The sequence below is a fragment of the Thalassovita mediterranea genome (assembly GCF_001458435.1).
GTDB lineage: Bacteria > Pseudomonadota > Alphaproteobacteria > Rhodobacterales > Rhodobacteraceae > Thalassobius > Thalassobius mediterraneus.
This window is the reverse complement of the sequence record NZ_CYSF01000006.1, coordinates 687,815-708,186: the sequence shown is the minus strand read 5'-3', so window position 1 is coordinate 708,186 and position 20,372 is coordinate 687,815. Positions and strand designations below refer to the sequence as shown.

24 protein-coding genes are annotated in these 20,372 nt (G+C 60.5%); 6 read left to right on the top strand and 18 right to left on the bottom strand.

What is annotated here, in order from left to right; all coding sequences use genetic code 11:
* Nucleotides 1-105: 105 nt before the first annotated feature.
* Entirely contained in the window at nt 106-1,719 is a 1,614-nt protein-coding gene (locus tag TM5383_RS07360; RefSeq protein WP_058318354.1) for a GMC family oxidoreductase, read from the bottom strand.
* 232 nt (nt 1,720-1,951) lie between these two features.
* On the opposite strand from TM5383_RS07360, the gene TM5383_RS07355 reads away from it, so the two are divergent.
* On the top strand, nt 1,952-3,292 hold the full coding sequence (locus tag TM5383_RS07355) for an aspartate aminotransferase family protein (protein ID WP_058318353.1): 1,341 nt from the start codon (nt 1,952-1,954) through the stop codon (nt 3,290-3,292).
* 213 nt (nt 3,293-3,505) lie between these two features.
* Here TM5383_RS07355 and gph read toward each other — a convergent pair whose 3' ends face one another.
* Both gph and aroQ read right to left on the bottom strand, forming a co-directional pair.
* Nucleotides 3,506-4,150: a phosphoglycolate phosphatase gene (gene gph / locus TM5383_RS07350; protein ID WP_058318352.1), complete on the bottom strand. Its 645-nt coding sequence runs from the start codon at nt 4,148-4,150 to the stop codon at nt 3,506-3,508.
* Nucleotides 4,151-4,171: 21 nt separating this feature from the next.
* Nucleotides 4,172-4,609 (bottom strand): type II 3-dehydroquinate dehydratase, encoded by a 438-nt coding sequence (aroQ, locus tag TM5383_RS07345; RefSeq protein WP_058318351.1) that lies wholly within the window; start codon nt 4,607-4,609, stop codon nt 4,172-4,174.
* 104 nt (nt 4,610-4,713) lie between these two features.
* Here aroQ and TM5383_RS07340 point away from each other — a divergent pair, with 104 nt between their 5' ends.
* Nucleotides 4,714-5,505: an SDR family NAD(P)-dependent oxidoreductase gene (locus TM5383_RS07340; RefSeq protein ID WP_058318350.1), complete on the top strand. Its 792-nt coding sequence runs from the start codon at nt 4,714-4,716 to the stop codon at nt 5,503-5,505.
* A gap of 31 nt (nt 5,506-5,536) precedes the next feature.
* Here TM5383_RS07340 and modC read toward each other — a convergent pair whose 3' ends face one another.
* The 11 genes from modC to TM5383_RS07285 form a co-directional block, all read right to left on the bottom strand.
* Nucleotides 5,537-6,634: a molybdenum ABC transporter ATP-binding protein gene (gene modC / locus TM5383_RS07335; RefSeq protein ID WP_058318349.1), complete on the bottom strand. Its 1,098-nt coding sequence runs from the start codon at nt 6,632-6,634 to the stop codon at nt 5,537-5,539.
* Nucleotides 6,631-7,341 (bottom strand): molybdate ABC transporter permease subunit, encoded by a 711-nt coding sequence (modB, locus tag TM5383_RS07330; RefSeq protein ID WP_058318348.1) that lies wholly within the window; start codon nt 7,339-7,341, stop codon nt 6,631-6,633. The genes modC and modB overlap by 4 nt, the downstream gene beginning before the upstream one ends.
* Nucleotides 7,342-7,364: 23 nt before the next feature.
* Complete coding sequence (gene modA, locus TM5383_RS07325; protein ID WP_143570186.1) at nt 7,365-8,141, bottom strand: molybdate ABC transporter substrate-binding protein; 777 nt, start codon at nt 8,139-8,141, stop codon at nt 7,365-7,367.
* Between the two features lie 20 nt (nt 8,142-8,161).
* Entirely contained in the window at nt 8,162-8,509 is a 348-nt protein-coding gene (locus TM5383_RS07320) for an ArsR/SmtB family transcription factor (protein ID WP_058318347.1), read from the bottom strand.
* Between the two features lie 144 nt (nt 8,510-8,653).
* Nucleotides 8,654-9,892, bottom strand: a complete 1,239-nt coding sequence (locus tag TM5383_RS07315; protein ID WP_058318346.1) for a TCR/Tet family MFS transporter — start codon at nt 9,890-9,892, stop codon at nt 8,654-8,656.
* A gap of 88 nt (nt 9,893-9,980) precedes the next feature.
* Nucleotides 9,981-10,817, bottom strand: a complete 837-nt coding sequence (locus TM5383_RS07310) for a lyase family protein (protein WP_058318345.1) — start codon at nt 10,815-10,817, stop codon at nt 9,981-9,983.
* Between the two features lie 10 nt (nt 10,818-10,827).
* Nucleotides 10,828-11,616, bottom strand: a complete 789-nt coding sequence (locus TM5383_RS07305) for an alpha/beta hydrolase (protein WP_058318344.1) — start codon at nt 11,614-11,616, stop codon at nt 10,828-10,830.
* A 12-nt stretch (nt 11,617-11,628) separates the two neighbouring features.
* Nucleotides 11,629-12,417, bottom strand: a complete 789-nt coding sequence (gene pcaD / locus TM5383_RS07300) for a 3-oxoadipate enol-lactonase (protein ID WP_058318343.1) — start codon at nt 12,415-12,417, stop codon at nt 11,629-11,631.
* A gap of 33 nt (nt 12,418-12,450) precedes the next feature.
* On the bottom strand, nt 12,451-13,446 hold the full coding sequence (locus tag TM5383_RS07295) for a threonine ammonia-lyase (RefSeq protein ID WP_231725065.1): 996 nt from the start codon (nt 13,444-13,446) through the stop codon (nt 12,451-12,453).
* Nucleotides 13,443-14,285 carry an alpha/beta fold hydrolase gene (locus tag TM5383_RS07290; RefSeq protein ID WP_058318341.1) on the bottom strand — a complete coding sequence of 281 codons (843 nt, stop codon included), beginning with the start codon at nt 14,283-14,285 and terminating at the stop codon, nt 13,443-13,445. The genes TM5383_RS07295 and TM5383_RS07290 overlap by 4 nt, the downstream gene beginning before the upstream one ends.
* A 16-nt stretch (nt 14,286-14,301) precedes the next feature.
* Nucleotides 14,302-15,015: a haloacid dehalogenase type II gene (locus tag TM5383_RS07285; RefSeq protein WP_058318340.1), complete on the bottom strand. Its 714-nt coding sequence runs from the start codon at nt 15,013-15,015 to the stop codon at nt 14,302-14,304.
* 213 nt (nt 15,016-15,228) lie between these two features.
* Here TM5383_RS07285 and TM5383_RS07280 point away from each other — a divergent pair, with 213 nt between their 5' ends.
* On the top strand, nt 15,229-15,657 hold the full coding sequence (locus TM5383_RS07280; RefSeq protein ID WP_058318339.1) for an FKBP-type peptidyl-prolyl cis-trans isomerase: 429 nt from the start codon (nt 15,229-15,231) through the stop codon (nt 15,655-15,657).
* Nucleotides 15,658-15,717: 60 nt separating this feature from the next.
* Here the strand turns inward: TM5383_RS07280 and TM5383_RS07275 are convergent, their stop codons facing one another.
* Both TM5383_RS07275 and TM5383_RS07270 read right to left on the bottom strand, forming a co-directional pair.
* Entirely contained in the window at nt 15,718-16,686 is a 969-nt protein-coding gene (locus tag TM5383_RS07275) for an aKG-HExxH-type peptide beta-hydroxylase (RefSeq protein WP_058318338.1), read from the bottom strand.
* A 34-nt stretch (nt 16,687-16,720) separates the two neighbouring features.
* Complete coding sequence (locus tag TM5383_RS07270) at nt 16,721-16,906, bottom strand: hypothetical protein (RefSeq protein ID WP_058318337.1); 186 nt, start codon at nt 16,904-16,906, stop codon at nt 16,721-16,723.
* An 89-nt stretch (nt 16,907-16,995) separates the two neighbouring features.
* Here TM5383_RS07270 and TM5383_RS07265 point away from each other — a divergent pair, with 89 nt between their 5' ends.
* Nucleotides 16,996-17,946, top strand: a complete 951-nt coding sequence (locus TM5383_RS07265) for a hypothetical protein (RefSeq protein WP_143570187.1) — start codon at nt 16,996-16,998, stop codon at nt 17,944-17,946.
* 74 nt (nt 17,947-18,020) lie between these two features.
* On the opposite strand, the gene irrA is transcribed toward TM5383_RS07265, so the two are convergent.
* On the bottom strand, nt 18,021-18,446 hold the full coding sequence (gene irrA / locus TM5383_RS07260; protein WP_058318335.1) for an iron response transcriptional regulator IrrA: 426 nt from the start codon (nt 18,444-18,446) through the stop codon (nt 18,021-18,023).
* Nucleotides 18,447-18,691: 245 nt separating this feature from the next.
* Between irrA and fabA the strand changes: the two genes are divergently transcribed.
* Nucleotides 18,692-19,201: a bifunctional 3-hydroxydecanoyl-ACP dehydratase/trans-2-decenoyl-ACP isomerase gene (gene fabA, locus TM5383_RS07255; protein ID WP_058318334.1), complete on the top strand. Its 510-nt coding sequence runs from the start codon at nt 18,692-18,694 to the stop codon at nt 19,199-19,201.
* A gap of 83 nt (nt 19,202-19,284) precedes the next feature.
* The gene (locus TM5383_RS07250) at nt 19,285-19,635 is read left to right on the top strand and encodes a hypothetical protein (protein WP_058318333.1); all 351 of its coding nucleotides are present in this window, start codon (nt 19,285-19,287) and stop codon (nt 19,633-19,635) included.
* A gap of 5 nt (nt 19,636-19,640) precedes the next feature.
* Here the strand turns inward: TM5383_RS07250 and TM5383_RS16540 are convergent, their stop codons facing one another.
* Nucleotides 19,641-20,054, bottom strand: coding sequence for a thermonuclease family protein (locus TM5383_RS16540; protein WP_231725063.1), 414 nt, complete (start codon nt 20,052-20,054; stop codon nt 19,641-19,643).
* Between the last annotated feature and the right edge of the window lie 318 nt (nt 20,055-20,372).

The window sequence follows — 20,372 nt, the reverse complement described above, 5'->3', positions numbered from 1 at the left end:
CGCACGTCATAAGAAACTGCGTTGCAACCAAATCTCCCGGTTTGCAACACTTAAGGCCGCCCCCTTTGTGGAGCGGCCTTTTTTCATGAGCAACTCAGCGTCGCCTTACCCACGCGCAGCTTTGATCAGATCAGCGGCTTTTTCCGCGATCATGATGGTGGGCGCATTGGTGTTGCCACCAATCAGGCGCGGCATGACCGATGCATCGACAACGCGCAGCCCCTCCATCCCATGGACCCGCAATTCAGGGTCCACCACTGCCATGTCATCCACACCCATCTTGCAGGTGCCGACGGGGTGATAAATCGTTTCGGCACGGTCGCGGATCAGCTGTTCCCAGTCGGCATCCGTCATGTCGTCATGCACACCGAACAGTTCTTTGTGTTCATAGCTTTTCATTGGTTCGGTTTTCATGATGTCGCGGGTCATTTTGGCACCCTTGATCAGTACCTCTAGGTCGCGCTTGTCGTTGAGGTATCCGGGATCAATCCTTGGCGGTGCCGTCGCATCCGCGCTGTTTAGTGTCACGGTTCCGCGTGAATAGGGGCGTAGGGCGCAGACGTGGCAGGAATAGCCATGTCCCAGATGCAGTTTACGGGCATGATCATCAACCACCGCGATGGTAAAATGCATTTGAATGTCGGGACGTTCTTCTGTCGGTGACGTTTTGAGGAAAGCCGCACCTTCGGCAAAACAGGTGGCGCCCATTGAGTTGCCGTCCTTGCGCCAGCGCAGCGCCTCTTTCAGCACCTTGAGGCTGCCGCGAATGCCGATACCGACGTTGTCGGTGTCTTTGGTTTTGTAGCCAAGGGTAAAGTCCAAATGGTCCTGCAGGTTCTGACCGACACCGGGCAATTCATGCACCATCTCGATGCCATGAGGGGTGATATCCTCTGGCCGGCCAACGCCGGACAGTTGCAACAGCTGAGGCGAGTTGAAGGCGCCACCGCACAGGATCACCTCTCGGCGCGCGCGTACCTCTTTACTCTGTCGTTTCTGGCGGTAGGCGACGCCGGTAGCGCGTTTTCCATCAAACAGAATGCGGCTGGCATGTGCGCGGGTGATAACCGTCAGGTTCGGCCGATCCATGACCGGATGCAGATAGGCCGCCGCGGCCGAACAGCGCTCGCCGTTTTTGGCGGGATCATGGAACTGGGTCACCTGATAAAGGCCGATGCCTTCGTTGTCGCCGCGGTTGAAGTCCTGCGTTTCGCGGTGCTGCAGGCGGGTTCCTGCCTCGACAAAGGCGCGGGTGATGGGGCGGGGGGCCTTTTGGTCACTCACCTGCAGGGGGCCGTTGTTGCCGTGGACCTCATCGGCACCGCGTTCGTTGTTTTCAGACTTTTGGAAGTAAGGCAGCACATCCTTCCAGGCCCAGCCCTCGCAGCCGAGGTCGGCCCATTCATCGTAGTCGCCTGCGTGGCCGCGCACATAGAGCATTGCGTTGATGGCCGACGATCCGCCGAGTGCCTTGCCGCGTGGTTGATAGGCCACGCGCCCGTTCAGGCCAGGCTGTGGAACGCTGTCAAAACGCCAGTTGTTGAGTTCAATGTAGCCAGGCAAGACGGCCACAACCGCCATGGGCATGCGGACAAAAATGCTTTTGCCTTCGCCGCCAGCCTCTAGCAGGCAAACAGATACGTCTGGATCTTCGCTGAGGCGGGCCGCCAAAGTCGCCCCACCGGACCCACCGCCCACGATCACATAATCAAATTCCATTTTTCCCCCTCCCCTGGGTTTTGTTCCGCACAGTGTCTTGGACTGGTCTGCGCCTTGTCTAGGGGCGTCAGAGCTTGTGTCGCAACGGAACGACCAGAAGACGGATTGCGCTTGGCTTGTCGGAAAATTTGATCATATTCTGCAGAAAGTCTTGCGGTAGCATATCGATTCCGCGCATCAAGACGCAGTAGAGCAATGTCGGGCTGTCGCCCGCCCCTTTGGAGGATCGTCCATGACAGTTCAGCCGAACTCAATCGAGGCGCGTGATGCGGCCTATCACCTGCACCCCTACAGCAATGCCCGCAAGGCCGAAGCCGAAGGCTCGCTGATCCTCGAGGAAGGTGAAGGCATCTATGTGACCGACAACACCGGCAAACGCTACATTGAGGGTCTGTCGGGCCTGTGGTCGGTCGCTGTGGGCTTTGGCGAACAGCGCCTGATTGATGCCGCCAACGCGCAGATGCAGAAACTGCCCTACTATCACGCCTTCGCGCAGAAATCGCACACCCCTGCAGTGGAACTGGCCGAAAAGCTGGTGCAAATGGCGCCGGTGCCGATGTCCAAGGTGTTCTTCACCAATTCAGGGTCCGAGGGCAACGATACCGTGGTCAAACTGCTCTGGTATCGCGCCAACGCCATGGGCCAGCCGCAGAAGAAGAAGATCATCAGCCGCATCAAAGGCTATCACGGTGTGACCGTGGCCTCGGCCAGCCTGACCGGTCTGCCCTATAACCACATGTCCTTTGACCTGCCGCTGCCCGGCATCATGCACGCCGGCTGCCCCCACTATGGTGGTTTCGCGCAGGAAGGTGAGAGCGAGGAACAGTTCGTCGCCCGTCTGGCCCAAGAGCTGGAGGATATGATCCTGGCCGAGGGTCCCGACACTATCGCAGCCTTCATCGGTGAACCGGTGATGGGCGCCGGTGGCGTGATCGTACCGCCCGAAGGCTACTGGGCGGCCATTCAGGCGGTGCTGAAGAAATACGATATCCTGTTGATCGCGGATGAGGTAATCTGTGGCTTCGGTCGCACCGGCCAGATGTTCGGCAGTCAGACCATGGGTATGGAGCCTGATGTTATGGTGCTGTCGAAACAGCTGTCCTCGTCCTACATGCCCATCTCGGCCGTGTTGGTGAATGATCGCGTGTATCAGCCGGTTGCCGATGAAAGCGATCGCATCGGCACGCTGGGGCATGGCTACACTGGCTCCGGCCACCCCGTTGCCGCCGCCGTGGCGCTGGAAAACATCAAGATCATCGAAGAGCGTGATCTGGTCGGCAACGCCGCCCGCCTGTCGCCGCTGTTCCTGTCGCGCCTGAAGGATCTGACCGCCAACCCGTTGGTCAAAGAAATGCGCGGCATCGGCCTCATCGGCGCGCTGGAGCTGAAACAGCAGGGCGACGCCGTGGGCGTGGCCGGTGGCGCGATGGCTGCGGCGTGTATGGAGCGTGGTCTGATCGTGCGTAACCTCGGCGACACCGTTGCCCTGTGCCCGCCGCTGATCATCACCGAAGAGCAGATGGTCGAAATGTTTGACATCTACGCGGATGCACTGGCCAGCCTCAGCTTCTGAGGTTTGAGATTGTGAGTTAGGGAAGGCGGGCCATTTGGTCCGCCTTTTTTGTGTCACCTCGGGGCGCAGCCCCGATCGCGCCCGACCCCGCCCCCCAGGGCGGGCGCGATTATCTGACGTTGACGCTGGGGGTGATGGTGTGAGGGATATTTCGGTCGCGTTCGCGGATGGCCGCCCTCGGTGTCGGGCGCGATCTTTGCGTTTCCCTTAAGCTTAAACCAGCCCCTCAACCAATTCCGGCAGTCGCGCAAAATCATCAAACAACGCATGATGCGGCAGCTCTGCATGGGGCACTTTGCAATAGCCTTCGGTGAACAGCAAAAACTGCACCCCCGCGCGATCAGCAGTTTCTGCATCCACATCACTGTCACCCACATAGATCTGCGGCCCATCCCCCAGCGCGGCAAATGTCGCCTGCAACGGCGCCGGATCAGGCTTGCGCACATCCAGACTGTCACCGCCCAGAACCACGTCGAAAAACCTGGCCAATCCCAGATGATCCAGCACCGCCTTCGCAGGCGCCAGGGGTTTGTTCGTACACACCCCCAACCGATGGCCAGCCCCCTGCAATGCCTCTAACGCGGGCAGCACACCTGCAAACACCTCGGACTTGTCCGACGAATGCATGTACCGCTCTTCCAGCGTCGCCAGCAGTTCCGCATGCTGATCCGCGGGAATGCCCCGCGCGATGCTCATCTTCTCGATCAACACAGCCGCACCATTGCCGATAAAGCTAATCGTTTCAGCCAGCGTGAGCGGTTCCAGCCTGCGATCCGCCAGCAGGCTGTTGGCGACAAACTGGATCTCCGGCGCGCTGTGGATCAGTGTGCCGTCCAGATCAAACACAATACGGGCCATTGGCAACCTCGGCTCAAAAACTCAGGGGATCAGGTTCGCCATATGGCGCAGCGCCAGCTGATAGCCCGCCACCCCGCAGCCCGCGATCACCCCATCCGCACGGGCAGAGACAAACGAATGATGCCGGAACTCCTCGCGCTTGTGAATGTTGGAAATATGCACCTCCAGCACCGGCCCATCGAACATGTTCAGCGCATCCAGAATAGCGACCGATGTGTGCGAATAGGCGGCAGGGTTGATGATGATGCCATTGGCGGTCTGACGCGCGTCCTGAATCAGATCGACCAGCTCACCCTCGTGGTTTGACTGGGCAAAGCGCACCTCAACCCCCAGCGCCTCTGCCAGTGCGGCACAGTCGCGCTCCACATCTGCCAGCGTGGTGCTGCCGTAAACCTCCGGCTGGCGGGTGCCAAGCAGGTTAAGGTTCGGACCGTTGAGGATCAGGATCTGTTTCGCCATTGCGGTGCTCCGTTACGTTGGGGATGTTGTGACAAAGCCACGCCTGCATTGCAAGGTGCTGGCAGACAGGTCGGGAGGGACCTGTGGGAAGAGGAGAACAGTTTATGGATTTCAAAGGACAGATTGCCGTCGTGACCGGTGCGGGCGCTGGCATTGGCGCGGCACTGGCACGCGAATTGGCCGCGCGCGGCGCAGAGGTGGTGGTGACCGATCTAAACGACGATACCGCCCGCGCGGTCGCGGCAGAGATTGGCGGTCACGGCCGCACGCTGGACGTGGCCGACGGCGCGGCAATCAAAGCCCTGATTGAAGAGGTGGAGGCAGATATCGGCCCCATCGCGCTGTTTTGTTCCAACGCGGGTATCGCCACCGGATTTGACCTCAGCTTCGACAATGCAGGCGGCGCGTCGGATGCGGTCTGGGACAAGGCGTGGCAGGTCAACGTCATGTCGCATGTGCATGCCGCCCGCGCCCTAGTGCCGCTGATGAAGGCACGGGGTGGTGGCACTTTCCTCAACACCGCGTCGGCGGCGGGCCTGCTGACCCAATTGGGCAGCGCGACCTATTCCACCACCAAACACGCCGCCGTGGGCTTTGCCGAGAATTTGGCGATCACCCACCGCGATGATGGCATTCGCGTCTCTGTCCTGTGTCCGCAGGGGGTGGATACCGATATGATTGCGGGGATGAACATGGGCCCGCTGTCCAAGGACGGGGTGCTGAGCCCAGACTATGTGGCCAAGGTGACCTGCGACGGGCTGGCCAAGGATCAGTTTATGATCCTGCCGCACGAACAGGTGCTGGGCTACATGCAGAACAAGGCGCAGGATTATGAGCGCTGGCTGGGCGGCATGGCCTCGCTGCAACGCCATGTGCGGGCGGCGAATGCTGAATAAACGCGGCGGCAGAATTCTGGCACGGCGGGGGTCAGCCCCGCCCGCCCACATCTGCGCGGGCAACAGACACAGTCTTGATCACCGCATGACAGCGTAGACCTGCACGCAGGCCCAGGGCCTCCACCGACCGTTTGGTCACACGGGCCAGGATCTGCGCATCCCCCGCCTGCAACTGCAAAAAGGCGCCCGGTCCACGCCCCATCCGAACCGATGTCACCACGCAGTCCAACAGGTTGAGGGCGGAAATTCCTTCGGGTCGTTCTAGCGACAGCATCACGTCCTTGGCGTTCACCCGAACGCGCAGGCTGTCGCCCACGGGCGTCGGCACCTTGGGCAGGAACAGACGGCCACCGGCGGCGGCAACCTCGCTGAGCCCATCGTCGTGATGGGCCACCACACGCCCCGCAATCAACGCCCCTGTATCGCGCAGCCCGATGATCGGCGCCAGTTCAGGATCTGACAACAGATCCTGAACCGGTCCCGCGCGGCGCAGCTGGCCACGATCCAACACGGCCACTGTGGTGGCCAGACGGGCAATTTCACTGATCGCATGGCTGACATACAGGATCGGCACCTCCGCCTCATCGCGCAGGCGTTCCAGATAGGGCAGGATCTCGTCCTTGCGCGGGGCATCTAGCGCCGCTAGCGGCTCATCCATCAGCAACAGCCGTGGCGCGCTTAGCAGCGCCCGCCCAATGGCGACACGCTGTTTTTCACCGCCCGACAGATCCCCCGGTCGACGGGCTAGCAACGGGCCAAGGCCCAGCATCTCCACCAGCCGCGCTTCATGCGCCTGACCGCGTGCCACACGTCGCCGCGCAAACCAGCGCCCATAGCGCAGGTTTTGCTGCACACTCAGGTGGGGGAACAGCCGCCCCTCCTGAAACACATAGCCGATCTGGCGCTTGTGCGCGGGCAGGGACAGGCCGCGCGCGGTGGCCAAGAGCGTGGTGTCGCCCACACGGATCAGACCCTGATCCGGCTGCAACAGACCCGCAACCGCGTTCACAACCGTGGTCTTGCCCGCACCGGACGCCCCAAACAACGCGGTCACCCCAGCGGGCGCGTCAAACCCCACATCAAGGTGCAGATCGTCAAACCGGTGCTTTAGCTGAACCTGAATGCTCATTGCCCAGACACCCGTTTGGCCGCGCGCCGCGCCAGTGCCTCCGACAGCAACAACGCGGTCATCGCGATGATCACCGATAGGATCACCAACCGCCACGCCGCCGCTTCACCGCCGGGCACCTGTAGGAAGGCATAGATGGCCGAGGGCAGGGTTTGCGTTTCACCGGGGATGTTCGACACAAAGGTGATCGTCGCGCCAAATTCGCCCATTGCCTTGGCAAATCCCAACAGCGCACCGGCGATCACACCGGGCAAGATCAACGGCAGGGTAACGGTGGCAAAAACCCAGAGGCGCGAGGCCCCCAGCGTGCTGGCCGCCTGTTCCAGTTTAGGGTCCACCGCCTCTATCGCCAGTCGGATTGCCCGCACCATCAGCGGAAAACCCATGATCCCCGCCGCCAGCGCCGCGCCGGTCCAGCGAAAGGCCAGCACCAAACCAAAGGTCTGCTCCAACCACGCCCCCACAGGCGCACGGCGGCCAAAGGTCAGCAAGAGCAGATACCCCGTCACCACCGGCGGCAGGATCAGCGGTAGATGCACCAAACCGTTCAGCAGTTGCTTGCCCCAAAACTCCCGGCGTGCCAGCAGCCAGGCCAACAAAACCGCCAACGGTAGCGACAGCACGGTCGCCCACAACGCCACCTTCAGCGACAGGCTGATCGCCATCCATTCTGCGGGCGAAAGGGGAAGGTCAAGGAAAGCGGTCATAAACTGCGCGTCTGCGGCCTGATCTATTGCGGCGGGTTGGCAAAACCGTGGCGCAGAAAAATCTCTTTGGCAATGGGGCTGTTAAGATAGTCCAACAGCGCCACCGCCGCTGGGCTGTCATGGCCTGTGACGAGGGCGGCGGGATAGAGGATCGCCGGATGGCTCTCTGGTTCAAATGTATGCAGCGCCTGCACCCGCGGCTCTGCCTGCAGGTCAGAGGCATAGACAATCCCCAACGGCGCCTCACCCAGCGCAACCAGCGCCAGTGCCGCGCGCACGTTATCGGTCTGCGCCACCGACGGGGCAACGTCTGCCCAAATCCCCAATGATTGCAGCGCCGCCTTGCCATAGATCCCCGCAGGTACCGCATCGACCAACGCCATCGCCAGCCGCCCATCCGCCATACGCTGACGTATAGTTTCGCCAAGTCCTACCGCAGCGTCGCGCGACGCATCCCCCGCAGGGGCGATCAGAACGAGCGTGTTGCTTAGCAGCGGCAGGCGGCTTTCCTGCTTAACCACCCCGCGTGTGTCGAGATGATCCATCCACGCCGCATTGGCGAGGATCACCAGATCCGCAGGCGCGCCTGCCTCCACCTGACGGGCTAGGGCAGAGGATCCAGCGAAGGAATAGCGAACGGAATGGCCGGTATCGCGTTGCCACGCATCGCCCACCTCACTTAGCGCATCACGCAGACTGGCAGCGGCGAAAACGGTGACGGTTTGAGATTGTTCGGCAAAGGCGCCGCCACTGGTCAAGGCCAGCAAACCAACGATGGCGTTGCGGATTCCCTTCAGCACAGATGCGCCCAACGCCCCGCTTACCCCTCGGCCGCGTCCGGTCCGCAGAACAGACGGTAGAGCAGCGCAATCACCTCACTCGTGTTGGCGTCGGCCAGAGAATAGTAGATCGTCTTGCCATCGCGGCGCGGCGTGACCAAACCCTCTTCGCGCAGGCGGGCAAGCATCTGACTGACGGCGGCCTGCCGCATGTCCAACAGACTCTCTAGCTCGCCCACTGATTTCTCGCCTGAACCAAGGTGGCACAGGATCATCAATCGTCCCTCATGAGCGAGCGTCTTTAGATAAGCGGCGGCAGCTTGCGCGCTGCGGGCCATTTCGCTGGCTGGGGGCGTTTGCGGTTCGGCAAGGTCGATCTGATCGGTCATGTGTCTTGGTCCGGTTGGGATGGGCCCGACAATAAGCGGTTTGGAGAAGTAAGGCGAATAGATATTCGCATCACTCAATGTGGGGCTTCTGCGCTGGGATACAAGGTGCAGAAGAGGAGGCTGGATTGCCGCTTTTTTCGGCGTTTACACGGCGGCACTGCGTTTAGGCGCTTGGTTGACAAATAGCAGAACGGCGACTGTCATCAGAATACCAGACAACAGGAACGGTGCGCCGGGCAGATAGATAGGGCCGTCGTCGCGGGTCGCCCAGGCAAAAATCTGTGTCAGAACCAATGGCCCCATGATCATTGCGATGGAACTGATCGACGATAGAACGCCCTGCATTTCGCCTTGGCTGTCATCTGGTGTTTTCTGGGCGATGATCCCCTGCAGCGCAGGCAGGCCGACATTGCCCAGTGCCATGAGCGGCGTCAGGATTAGGGTGATCGTGCCAGAGGAGATGAAGCCAAGCACACCAAAAATCACCACCTCAATCGTCAGCCCGAACATCACCGCGCCCCTTTGGCCAAGGCGGGCAATAACAGGCCCCACCAAAACGCCCTGCACAACCGCTGCACCAATCCCGTAAAGCATCAGCGAAACCCCGATCATTCCTGGCGACCAGCCGAAACGTTCAGTGGCGAAATAGGCCCAGACTGCGGGGTAGACCATCGTCGCCAATTGGTAGAGGAAGTACACCATTGTCAGGGGGCGGATCATTGGCATCTGGGACAGGCTGACAAAGGCCGACAAGGGGTTTCCCCCCCGCAGGCGAAAGGCGCGGCGGGTCTTTTCAGTGACGGTTTCCGGCAACACCACCCATCCAAAAATCGCGTTGGCAAAGGCCAGTGCAGCTGCCATGTAAAACGGCGCGCGGGTGCCAAATTCGGCCAGCAATCCGCCTAGCCCGGGCCCCAGAACAAAGCCCAACCCGAAGGCCGCGCCAATCAGTCCGAACCGTTTGGCTTTTTCCGATCCGTCGGAGATGTCTGCCATATAGGCCAGCGCGGTCGAATGTGTCGCCGCAGTTATGCCGCCGATGATGCGTGCCAGCAGTAGGATCCAGACGGATCCAGCCAGCCCCATCACCACATAGTCCGCCGCCATGACAATCAGGGAGACCAACAAGATTGGTCGCCGCCCGTAGGCATCCGACAAACGCCCCAACATAGGTGCGAACAGGAACTGCATCACCGCAAACGATGATGCCAGAATACCGCCCCAGATCGCCGCCTGACCTAATGCGCCGGCGGATACTTCTTGGATCAATTCTGGCATTACCGGCATGATCAAACCGATACCCATCGCATCAATCACCATGGTGATCATGATAAACAGGATCGGCAGTCGCTGCGCGCGGCTGGTCGTGTCGGTGGCGGCCATTTGAGTTCCTGACAGGTTTGGTTTCAGCCAGACCTTAGGCGGCTTTTGTGGAAAAGCAACGGGGGTTTACCTTAGGGTGACGTAAGGGTCAGTCCGCCTGCAGCGCGGCCGCATGTTCAAACGCAGAGCCAAGGCACAGGCACAGCTGCGGCAAAACCAAGGCCTCAACAAAAAGGGCGATCTGCGAAGTGGGGACGGGGCGGCGCAGGGTGTCGTTGAACCCGTTGATCTGCCCGGTCAGCGCTGTGATCGCCGCAGCATGAACGCCAGCGGGTTGCGTCAAAGCCCAATTTGCCAAGGCTTGTGCGACCCGTGCGACCCAATCCCCTAGGGCATGCAGCCCGCTGCGATCTGCCTGCCAGTCACATTGCGGATCGGGCAGATTGAGCGCCTTGCCCAGTGCCGCGCGCACCTCCGCAGATTTTGTGGTATCCGTTCCGCTGAAGGAAACACGCAGCACTTGCGCCCGCAGCGCTGGCAGTTCGTCGCGCAGGGTCGCTAGTGCCGTGTGATCCGCGCCAAATGCCTCCAACGCTTTGCCTGCATGGGTCAAAAACTGACGCAGGCGCAGCATCTGTGCAGTGTCGGAAATGTCCTGTGCGGCGGCAGTGAAATGCAGATATTCTGCGTGCTCTGGTGCCTCCATCAGTTTGGCAAAGGCCGCGACCATTGCGGGCACGGCATTGCCGACCTCGGCTGTGCTGGCCGCCAATCCACCGGGATCAACCTGCAATTCCATTGCGGATCGGTGAATGAATGCGGCGCTCTCAGCGGGGATTAGACCCAGATCACCCTGCACCTTGGCCAGGGCGCCCTCAACCAGCAGCATCGCGCGTACCTCTGCGGTATCGGTGAACAGCTTGCCCACCTCACCCACGGGAAACAGGCGATTATACAGCTCGGATCCAAAAACAGAGGCGGCCATGTGTGGTCCCTTATGTCAGGCGCAGGTCATGCGCGATGGTGTGAATATGACGGGCCAGTCCCCGCGGGTCGGCGAAGAAGGGCGAATGTCCGCAGTCCATAGTAAAGATGTTGCCGCTTGGCCAGTCACTGCCACGATGCACGGGTGTATCGACTTGCTGGAGTGAGGGCCTTTGGGGGATGCCGCCTGACATGGTCAGCTGATGATCGGGCGGGATGGTGCGGTCGCGCAGACAACGGATGTAGTAGCGTGGCAAACTCTGGCTGGCAGCGGTTAGGTTGATTGCGCGGCTGGATGGCTCGCGCGCCTGCACACAGAGGTGCTGGCGGGCATATGCGACCGTTCCCGGTGGGCAATCGTGATAAAATAGATGGTCCAGCGCGCTATCCGCGACTGTCCATCCCAGACCATCCTGTGAGAGGCACAGTGCCTCTAGCAATGGCTGCTCTGACGCTTCTCTACGGCGGTCATTGAGTGACTGGTCTGGGGCAGGCACATAAGCGCAAAGATACACAAGCCCTGCAACCAGTTCAGGACAAATTTCGGCGGCGAGGGTGATTGGATAGCCGCCCATCGAATGGCCTATCAGTAAGGTGGGTTCACCGATTTGACGCAGCTTTGCAGCAATCGCATCACCATATGCGGCAAGCGTTACCTCTTCCAATGGGGTCCGGTCATCGCCGTGCCCTGGCAGGTCCATCGTGTGCCCCTGATGGCCGGCAGCCTTTAGTTCAGGGATCAGATCGCGCCAGCACCACGCCCCGTGGCCTGCGCCGTGGATCAATAGGGTCTGCGCCATTCTACGCCTCGTTCAGATATGACCAGTGTCAGTGATAAAGGTATTTAAAACTTCAGCATAAGCTTCGGGCTGTTCGACGCAGGGAATATGACCAGCACGGCGGATCAGCTTGAACTGACTGCCGGGGATCAGATCGGTGGTTTCCCGCACCAGATCGGCGGGGGTGGATCCGTCATCCGATCCGGCGATCCCCAGCGTCGGCAGGCGCAGTCCGCTGGTGGGGGTGTAGAAATCCGTGCCCGCAATCGCCGCGCAGCAGCCGATAAAGCCATCCACCGGCGTATGGAGCAGTTTTTGACGCCAGTGATCCACTGTGGGTGTGTTGCGAAAGCTCTTGGTGAACCAGCGCTCCATCGTCGGCTCTACCAAAGGTGCCATGCCCTGATGACGCGCCAGCTCCATCCGGTCGTGCCACATGCTCGGCTGGCCGATCTTGGCGGCAGTGTTTGACAGCACCAGCGCGCGCACCTGATCCAGCCGTTTCACTGCCAGCCCCTGCGCGATCATGCCACCGATGGACAGGCCGAGGATCATGGCATCGCGCACGTTCAGCAGATCCAGCAGCTGTTCGCAGTCCCGCACCAAGGTGCCCATGCCATAGGGCGGCGCGGTCACCTCGCTGGCGCCATGACCGCGTTTGTCAAACCGGATAATTCGCAGGCCCGCAGGCAACAGCGGCAGCAGTTGGTCCCACAGGCTTAGGTCGGTGCCGAGCGAATTGATAAACACCAAAGGCGCCCCGTTCGGATCGCCATCCTCGCGATAATTAAGCGTGATGTCCTTGAGCTGAGCCTGCGGCATGGTGCGGTCCTGTCTTATCCGTTAAAGGCAGCTTTAAGCATAGGCCAGCGCGCGTTGGAACATCGGTGCATCGACATTGCCGCCAGAAAGTGTGGCAATCACAGTGTCCGATTGCAGCGCGTCGCCATGAAACAGCGCCGCCGCCAGCGCCGCCGCGCCGCCCGGTTCCACCACCAGTTTCAATCGGGTAAACGCCAGCGCCATCGCGCGCAGGCATTCCTCTTCGGTGACCGCGATACCTGCACCACATAGGCGCTGCATGATCGGAAATGTCAGCTCGCCCGGCGAGGGCGTCAGGATCGCATCACAGATATTGCCGCTGGTCGCTGCGTTCACCTCGCGGGTGCCGGACCGCAAGGACCGCGTCACATCGTCGAACCCTTCTGGTTCCACCGGACGGGCGGTGAAACCCGGCGCCTCTGCCTCCAACGCCAGTGCAATACCGCCGGTCAACCCGCCACCACCGCAGCAGACCAGAACCTCGGCCTCTTCAATCCCCATCGCCCGCGCGTCCGCCGCGATCTCCAACCCGCAACTGGCCTGACCGGCGATCACCTGCGGATCGTCATAGGGTTTCACCAGATGCAGGCCACGGTCCGCCTGCAACCGCGCGCCGATTTCTTCGCGGCTTTCGCTGTCACGGTCATACAGCACCACCTCCGCGCCGAGGGCGCGGGTGTTGGCGATTTTCAGCGCTGGTGCGTCGGCGGGCATGATGATCACGGCAGAGGTGCCATGCAGGGAGGCCGCATAGGCCACGCCTTGGGCATGGTTGCCGCTGGAATAGGCCAGAACGCCCTTGCTGCGCGTCGCCTCATCAAGCGCCGATAGGGCAGACCACGCGCCGCGAAACTTGAAGCTGCCAGTGTGCTGCAGGCATTCAGGTTTTACCAACAGGCGACGGCCCGCAACCTCATCCAGAAAGGGCGACGACAACAGCGGCGTGCGCCGTGCGTGCCCGTCCAGACGGGCAGCTGCGGCGCGGATGGTGTCGATGGTGACGGGCTCAAATGCGGTGTCCATGCTCATGCCGCAGCCTCGTCCAGATCGGCCAGCCAGTCGGCCAGAACGGCCTGAGATTCCGGCTCATCAAGGAAGGGAATGTGCCCGCGATCCGCCACCGAGGCGACGCGCAGCGCGGGCATCCGGCGGGCCATTTCCGTCACGGTTTCGGCGGTGAGGAGGTCAGAGTTCACCCCATGAAACAGCGCGCAGGGCAGGGGCGCGATCGCCTCAAAAAACGGCCAGAGGTCCACCGCACCATCAGCCCCGCCCGCCAGAACCGCGTCGCGCAGTTTGGCGTCATAGTTCAGCTCTACGCGGCCGTCACCTTGGGTGTAGTTGTGGCTGATCTCATGGCGCCACTTCTCCAGCGGGACATTTGGAAACTGCTCTGCGGTGAGGGCGGCGCGCAGTTGGATCAGGCTGTCTATGTCCGGCGCGGCAGGGCGGCGGCCAAGGTAGGTCATGATCATATCAAGGCCCGCGGGTTCCAGCACCGGACCAATATCGTTCATCGCCACCCCCAGCAGGCGATCCTTCGCCGTTGCGGCCAGTCCCATCGCGATCAACCCACCACGGGAGGTGCCCAACAGGCCGACCTGTTTGATCCCGAGATGATCTAACAGCTCCAGCGCGTCCTGCGCTTCGCGGGGCAGGGAGTAGGTGGCGAAATCCTCTGCATAGTCCGACTGTCCGCGACCACGATAATCCATGCGGATCATCCGGTGACCTTGTAGGATCTGCGGCGCCACATGGTCAAAATCCCGTACATTGCGTGTCAGGCCAGACAGGCAGAGGATCGGCAGGCCTGCGCCCTCATCCTCATAATACAGGGACAATCCGTCGGAACTGGTGAAATGGGGCATTGATTTCTCTTCTTCGTTAAAGGCCAGCGAGGGCTGGAATGTTTGTCAGGTCCGTCAGGATGTGATCAGGCGTGCCCGCCAACCGGTCCACCGGATCACCGGCGCGGTTGACCCATGCGGTGGTTAACCCATAGGCTGCCGCCGATCCCGCGTCCCATCCGTTGGAGGAGACGAACAGAACCTCGCCCCGCCTGCAGTCAAAGCGTTGTTCCACCAGATCATAGACCTGCGGTGCGGGTTTGAAGATGCCGACGCTTTCCACAGACAGCACATCATCCAGAAGCGCGCTGATGCCTGCGGATTGCACCGCACCGTCCAGCATACGGGGCGACCCGTTCGACAGAACCGCGGTGTTCAACCCCGCCGCCTTCAGCGTGGCCAGCATTTGCGGCACCTCATCGTAGGCTTGCAATTCCCAGTACAGCGCCAGCAGCCGTTCGCGCAATTCTGCATCGCCCGCGAGGCCTGTTGCCTCCAGCGCCCAATCCAAACCGTCCTGCGTTACCTGCCAGAAATCGCAGTAATGCCCGCTGAGGCCACGCAGCCAGCTGTATTGCAGCTGTTTCAGCCGCCAATGTTCAGCCAGTTGCGGCCATGCCGCGGCCAGCGCATCGCGGCCTGGTTCTGCGGCCGCGATGCGGGCGGCCGCGGCGACGTCAAAGAGCGTACCATAGGCGTCAAAGACGCAGGTGGTGATCTGTCCCGTGTTGGGTGCAGGTGTGTCTGTCATTTCATCCTCCCCTCGGCTTGGTACAGCGTGGCACTTCTATCAGGGTAAGAAAATACGGTATTTTCGCTAGTGAGGCTGTGCAGTAATGCCAAGTGTCGGGGTTTGCGCCGGAGGATGTCGCCTGTTAGGCTGCACGCAAGGCTTGGGCGCCAGAGCGGAGAAAACAGTCGGACGCCCAAGGAGTTTCAATTTCCAGACATGACAGGATCACACATGACCCAGGTAAAAACGGGCGACACCGTTGGCATTCACTACACCGGCACGCTGACAGACGGTTCGGTTTTCGACAGTTCTGAGGGGCGCGATCCGCTGTCCTTTGAGGTGGGCAGCGGCCAGATCATTCCGGGCCTTGATAAAGCACTGCCGGGGATGAGCATTGGCGACAAGAAAACCGTCGAAGTGCCCGCCGCAGAGGCCTACGGCCCGATTCAGCCCGGTGCCCGTCAGGCACTGCCACGCGCAGACTTCCCCGCCGACATTCCGGCAGAGGTTGGCCTGCAGCTGCAGATGCAGACACCCGAAGGCCAGGTGCTGCCAGTGACCATCGTTGAGGTGACTGACGAAGAGATCACGCTGGACGCCAACCATCCGCTGGCGGGCAAGGATCTGACCTTTGCGATCGAACTGGTGTCGATCGGCTAAGCGCGTTTCATGCGACACACCACAGGCGGGCTCTTCGGCCCGCCTTTTGCGTTTTTTGGGTCAGCCTTGGTTAATCCAGGCCTCTGCGTTGTCCATGATCTGCTTGCCGCTGTCGGTCATGTCGCCATGTTCATGGACGGTGCTGATCCCCTTGGCAAAGTTTTCACGGTCTTTTTCCGCCGCCTGTTGTGCCTCCGCGCGTTCCGCAGCGGTCAATGCACCACTGTTGGCGAGGGTTTCCATCGCCAGTGCCATTCGCGCCGAGACAAAGGTGGCGTGGTAGATGCCTTCCATTGGGCGGGGATCGATGCGCAGGGGGGACGAGTAGCGCTCGCTTTCGGGGTTTTTCACCAAAGGCTCATCGCGCATCAGGCCAAACAACAGGCTGTGCCCTGCCTCATGCGCCAGTACTTCTGCGACCGCCAGTCGGGTTTTGTGATGCCTAGGGTTCAGGAACAGCAGTCCCCAGAACTGAAAATGGGACGCGCCGTCAAATTCCAGTTTCGATCCCTCGGGCGCCTGCGCCAAAACCACCTGATGCACAATGGTGCGCGTTTCGTGATACAGCTCCTCGAAGCCGTCGCGCAGCAGATCAAATCCCGCGTGCAGCAATTCTGGGAAATCAGGCGCCTCCTCCTGCGGCAAGGGCGCGAATTCCGAATCTTCGCCAAGGCGGCGGTCCAGCGCGTGGTCCAACGTCACATTGTCTGCGGCACCACGATAGCGAATGATCAGATCGTCACTACGGGCCTCTGCCCGTGACAGGCGCTGGGCGGATTGGATGGCGGCAGCGTGGTCACCTGCCAGCAGTGCTTCGGTCAGGGTGTAGTATTCGCCGAAAGCCTCTGTCGCCAGACGGCCATTGTTGCCGAGGCGTTCCAAAACTGGTGCCAGTGCAGCCGTGACCGCCGGCAGGGCGCTGTGACAGCTATCGGTAATATGTTTGAGGCTATGCGTCAAATCGCTGTGGCGGACGCGATCAAGATCACGCGCCCGCTGAGCATTCGGTGCAAATGCGTAAGAAAACATTCAGTCGTCTTTTAGGATGTCCAGACCCGCAGGATTAGGACGCTGCTGTCGGTTTACGGCCGGGTTTCAGGCCGATTTTGTCACCCACCTTTGCGCCCAATACACCCAGATCGGCGCTGGACAGGTCGGCGTTGCCTTCAAATTCGGCCTGTTTGGCAACCACGCGGTAGCCCAGCATCTTGCCCAGATCGAGATTGATTTTGGTGGTAGTGTCTTGCATTGGATCGTTCCCTGTTATTGATGTGATAGTATTGTTTTTAAGGGATCGTAGGTCAGGTCAGGATGCCAATCAACCCATCGCGCGCTAAGTTGTATTTTGTATGCACCTATGATCACCGCTACACCGTAAAGCTGCCATTGCAGCAGTTGCGCCGCCAGAATGTGACGTTCAAACGGCTTTCCTATGAGGCGTTGTTTCGCGCATCATATCTTGCCCCTGCCAGCTACATCTTCTCTGACTTCGATCGGCTGTCTTCTACCGAACTGACAGCCGCCGCGTCGGTCTATCGCAAATTGGCTGCCGCTGGCGCCAAGGTGATGAACGATCCGGCGCTGGCGCTGTGCCGTGATGATACGATCCGGCGGCTGTATCAGGCGGGGCTCAGCGATTTTACCTGCTACAGCCCGCGTGCGGGTGAGAAGCCGCAGCGGTTTCCCGTATTCCTGCGCACGGTGACCGGACACCGTGGTGTCCTAAGCGACCTGTTGCAGTCGCAGGATGCGTGCGACGCTGCTTTGCAGGATGCCTTGTCACAGGGCTACCCGCTGCATGATCTGGTGTTTATCGAGTATGCGGCGCAACCTCATCCTGAAACGGGCTTTTTCCAGAAACAGTCGGCGTTTTTCGTGGATGGCGCTGTGGTGCCATCAAATATCGTCAACGAACGCAATTGGGTGGCCAAGTTTGGAGAGGCAAACTTGGCGACGCCGGAACAATACGCGCAGGAACGGCGCCAAATGGATGAGTATCCCTATGAGACATGGGTGAAAGAGGTTTTTGCCTGTCTCAACGTTGACTATGGGCGTCTGGATTTTGGTGTGGTCGATGGCCGGCCGCAGGCCTATGAGGTGAACACCAACCCCACATTGGGGCGCAGTGTCGACCATCCGAACCCGGATCGTGCTGTTGCGTTGCGGATCAGCCGTGATCGCATTCTGGGCGCGCTTCGCGCGTTGGCGACGCGGCCTTCCGGTCGGCGGGTTTATGTCGGGGGCGTGCTAACGCGGCGGGGGGCGTTGCGCCGTTTGAAACGCATCTAACGGCACCATTACGGCGCAGCTGCGACCATACGTAGGCGTCCGGTCGGTTGCGATGATTGAATTATGCGGTGCGATCAGGCCTTGCGGCGCAGCTTGATTACCACATCCACTGCACTGATTTCTGCCCCTTCAGGAGCGTCGGGCAGTTGCACGATCTTAAGCTGATCGGCGGGTGCATCTGTCAGCATTCCGTCCTCTTCCCAGAAGAAATGCGGGTGATCGTGGGTGTTGGTGTCGAAATAGCTTTTGGAGCCATCAACAGTCACCTCTTGCATCAAACCCGCATCGCAGAAGGCCCGCAGGGTGTTGTAGACGGTGGCAAGGGACACGCTTTCGCCGTTTTCACGCACGGCGGCAAACAGGCTTTCGGCGGTAACATGGCGATCCTGACCGTCCCCGACCAGCAAACTGGCGAGGGAAAGACGCTGCCGTGTGGGACGCAGACCGGCACCTGCCAGCCATTGCGAACCCCGCTGGGTTGCCTCGGGCGAAACTGTCATCGAGTCGTTATCCTGTCACTAACTGCTGCTTTATAGCGGTTTGGACGGGGTAAGTTCAAATGAAAACAGTTCTCAACTGCAGCTGACGGGCGGGCGGATCGACGCACTGTCCACGTGATCGGGGGTGTTTTTCTATGCGGCATCGCAGCATGTCGGCGTCAACAGGGCAAGGCTTGCACGCTATAGTGCGGGGGTGCTAGACGGGGCAGAACGCTAACTGACAGATATCCCAGAAGGGCACGCCCATGGCACAATACCCGAGCAGCTTTGACAAAGACGACCTCCTGAAATGCGCCCGTGGCGAGCTGTTTGGCCCCGGCAACGCCCAGCTGCCGGCCCCGCCGATGCTGATGATGGACCGGATCACCGAAATCTCGGGCGATGGTGGCGCGCACGGCAAAGGTCACGTTCTGGCAGAATTCGACATCACCCCGGACCTGTGGTTCTTTGACTGCCACTTCCCCGGCAACCCGATCATGCCCGGCTGTCTGGGTCTGGACGGTTTGTGGCAGCTGACTGGCTTCAACCTCGGCTGGCGTGGTTGGCAGGGTCGCGGCTATGCGCTGGGCGTGGGCGAAGTCAAATTGACCGGCATGGTCCGCCCTGACCGCAAGATGCTGACCTACAAAATTGACTTCACCAAAGCGATCCAAACCCGCCGCCTGACCATGGGCGTTGCAGACGGTATCGTCGAAGCGGACGGCGAAGTGATCTATCAGGTGAAAGACATGAAAGTGGCGCTGTCCGAGAGCTGATCGCTCCTTTCGTCGACAGACCATAGGCCGGCCCATCGTGGCCGGTCTTCTCGTATCTGGCCCCATCGTTCAGGAGTGCGCGTATGACCACCGAGAAAATCATGTCTCAAGCAATTGCGGTTGAGGCAACGACGCCTGAGGCTGTTGTCACTGAGGCCTCCACAATGGCAGCCTCTGCTAAGGAACTTGCGGCGCAAGAACTGGCCGCCTGCGTCGACGCGGCCTTCCCGCTGCCGTCGCTGTTGTTCGTGCTGGGGGCGTTGAGCGTGCTGATCTACCTAAAACGCAAACACCGCCTCAGCCTTGTGAAAGTGTTCAAGGCAATGGTCGGCGTCGACAGGGTACCCCACGACAAGGTGTCGACCACGTTGATGATTGTTACGCTATTGGTGCCGCTGGGGCTGTGGGTGGCGTTGGGCGCGCGGTGTGGGTGAATTGGTTACGCCTGCTTCCTCTTGGCGGCCTGTTGCGCGTCGTATCTTTCCCAGACGTGCATGCGCCCCTTTTGACGGGCGTCGGCCAGCCATAACTTTTTGCGCACACCGTCAGGTTCCAGATGCCTATAAATCCCACCGGAAAATTTTGGCCAGTCAATCGCCAGCCCCAGCTTGACCAGTTCCGCTGACAGATCGCGCCCATCAGGCAGGGCGCATTTCGCAACCGTACGGCCATGGTCATCGGTGTCTGTCACCTCGGCAGAGATGACCTGTCCCTTGCATAGCTTGACCATCGCCCATTTGGCTTTCTTCCCATAGGGATGGTTCATTTCGGGCGCGTCGATACCAAAAAGCCGTATCTGTGTTTTCTGTATTTTGATGGTGTCGCCATCCACAACATATGCGGGTCCGCGCAAAACTTTCGGTGTCGGCGCGGGATGGGCTGTTTCGGCATCAAAGGGTTTCGGTTGGACGGGTCTGCCCCGACGGGCTGAGCGGTAGGGCTCTTCCTTGATAGGTGTGGTGCGTCGGGTGGAGCGTGGGCGTATGCGTCCAAGGCGAACCGCAAGAAGCACCGTGACCATCAGTACAAAAAATAAGGTTTCCATAACTCGACGGATGAAAACTTTTCAAAAATGCGCCCCCAGATTGCATTTTCATTGACGTCTCTGTCAATGGCGCGCCCGAAGGCAGGCAATCAACGGATGGGTCGCGCTGTTTCGCCCCAATCCCCC

Bases quoted from the DNA above. Each gene is read 5' to 3' on its own strand.
- gph (WP_058318352.1), bottom strand. From the start codon at position 4,150: ATGGCCCGTATTGTGTTTGATCTGGACGGCACACTGATCCACAGCGCG.
- pcaD (WP_058318343.1), bottom strand. From the start codon at position 12,417: ATGCCGCAGGCTCAGCTCAAGGACATCACGCTTAATTATCGCGAGGAT.
- TM5383_RS07360 (WP_058318354.1), bottom strand. From the start codon at position 1,719: ATGGAATTTGATTATGTGATCGTGGGCGGTGGGTCCGGTGGGGCGACT.
- modB (WP_058318348.1), bottom strand. From the start codon at position 7,341: ATGACCGCTTTCCTTGACCTTCCCCTTTCGCCCGCAGAATGGATGGCG.
- TM5383_RS07355 (WP_058318353.1), top strand. From the start codon at position 1,952: ATGACAGTTCAGCCGAACTCAATCGAGGCGCGTGATGCGGCCTATCAC.
- modC (WP_058318349.1), bottom strand. From the start codon at position 6,634: ATGAGCATTCAGGTTCAGCTAAAGCACCGGTTTGACGATCTGCACCTT.
- TM5383_RS07315 (WP_058318346.1), bottom strand. From the start codon at position 9,892: ATGGCCGCCACCGACACGACCAGCCGCGCGCAGCGACTGCCGATCCTG.
- fabA (WP_058318334.1), top strand. From the start codon at position 18,692: ATGGCACAATACCCGAGCAGCTTTGACAAAGACGACCTCCTGAAATGC.
- TM5383_RS07305 (WP_058318344.1), bottom strand. From the start codon at position 11,616: ATGGCGCAGACCCTATTGATCCACGGCGCAGGCCACGGGGCGTGGTGC.
- TM5383_RS07280 (WP_058318339.1), top strand. From the start codon at position 15,229: ATGACCCAGGTAAAAACGGGCGACACCGTTGGCATTCACTACACCGGC.
- TM5383_RS07285 (WP_058318340.1), bottom strand. From the start codon at position 15,015: ATGACAGACACACCTGCACCCAACACGGGACAGATCACCACCTGCGTC.
- TM5383_RS07340 (WP_058318350.1), top strand. From the start codon at position 4,714: ATGGATTTCAAAGGACAGATTGCCGTCGTGACCGGTGCGGGCGCTGGC.
- irrA (WP_058318335.1), bottom strand. From the start codon at position 18,446: ATGACAGTTTCGCCCGAGGCAACCCAGCGGGGTTCGCAATGGCTGGCA.
- TM5383_RS07310 (WP_058318345.1), bottom strand. From the start codon at position 10,817: ATGGCCGCCTCTGTTTTTGGATCCGAGCTGTATAATCGCCTGTTTCCC.
- TM5383_RS07320 (WP_058318347.1), bottom strand. From the start codon at position 8,509: ATGACCGATCAGATCGACCTTGCCGAACCGCAAACGCCCCCAGCCAGC.
- TM5383_RS07250 (WP_058318333.1), top strand. From the start codon at position 19,285: ATGACCACCGAGAAAATCATGTCTCAAGCAATTGCGGTTGAGGCAACG.
- aroQ (WP_058318351.1), bottom strand. From the start codon at position 4,609: ATGGCGAAACAGATCCTGATCCTCAACGGTCCGAACCTTAACCTGCTT.
- TM5383_RS07290 (WP_058318341.1), bottom strand. From the start codon at position 14,285: ATGCCCCATTTCACCAGTTCCGACGGATTGTCCCTGTATTATGAGGAT.
- TM5383_RS07270 (WP_058318337.1), bottom strand. From the start codon at position 16,906: ATGCAAGACACTACCACCAAAATCAATCTCGATCTGGGCAAGATGCTG.
- TM5383_RS07295 (WP_231725065.1), bottom strand. From the start codon at position 13,446: ATGAGCATGGACACCGCATTTGAGCCCGTCACCATCGACACCATCCGC.
- TM5383_RS07275 (WP_058318338.1), bottom strand. From the start codon at position 16,686: ATGTTTTCTTACGCATTTGCACCGAATGCTCAGCGGGCGCGTGATCTT.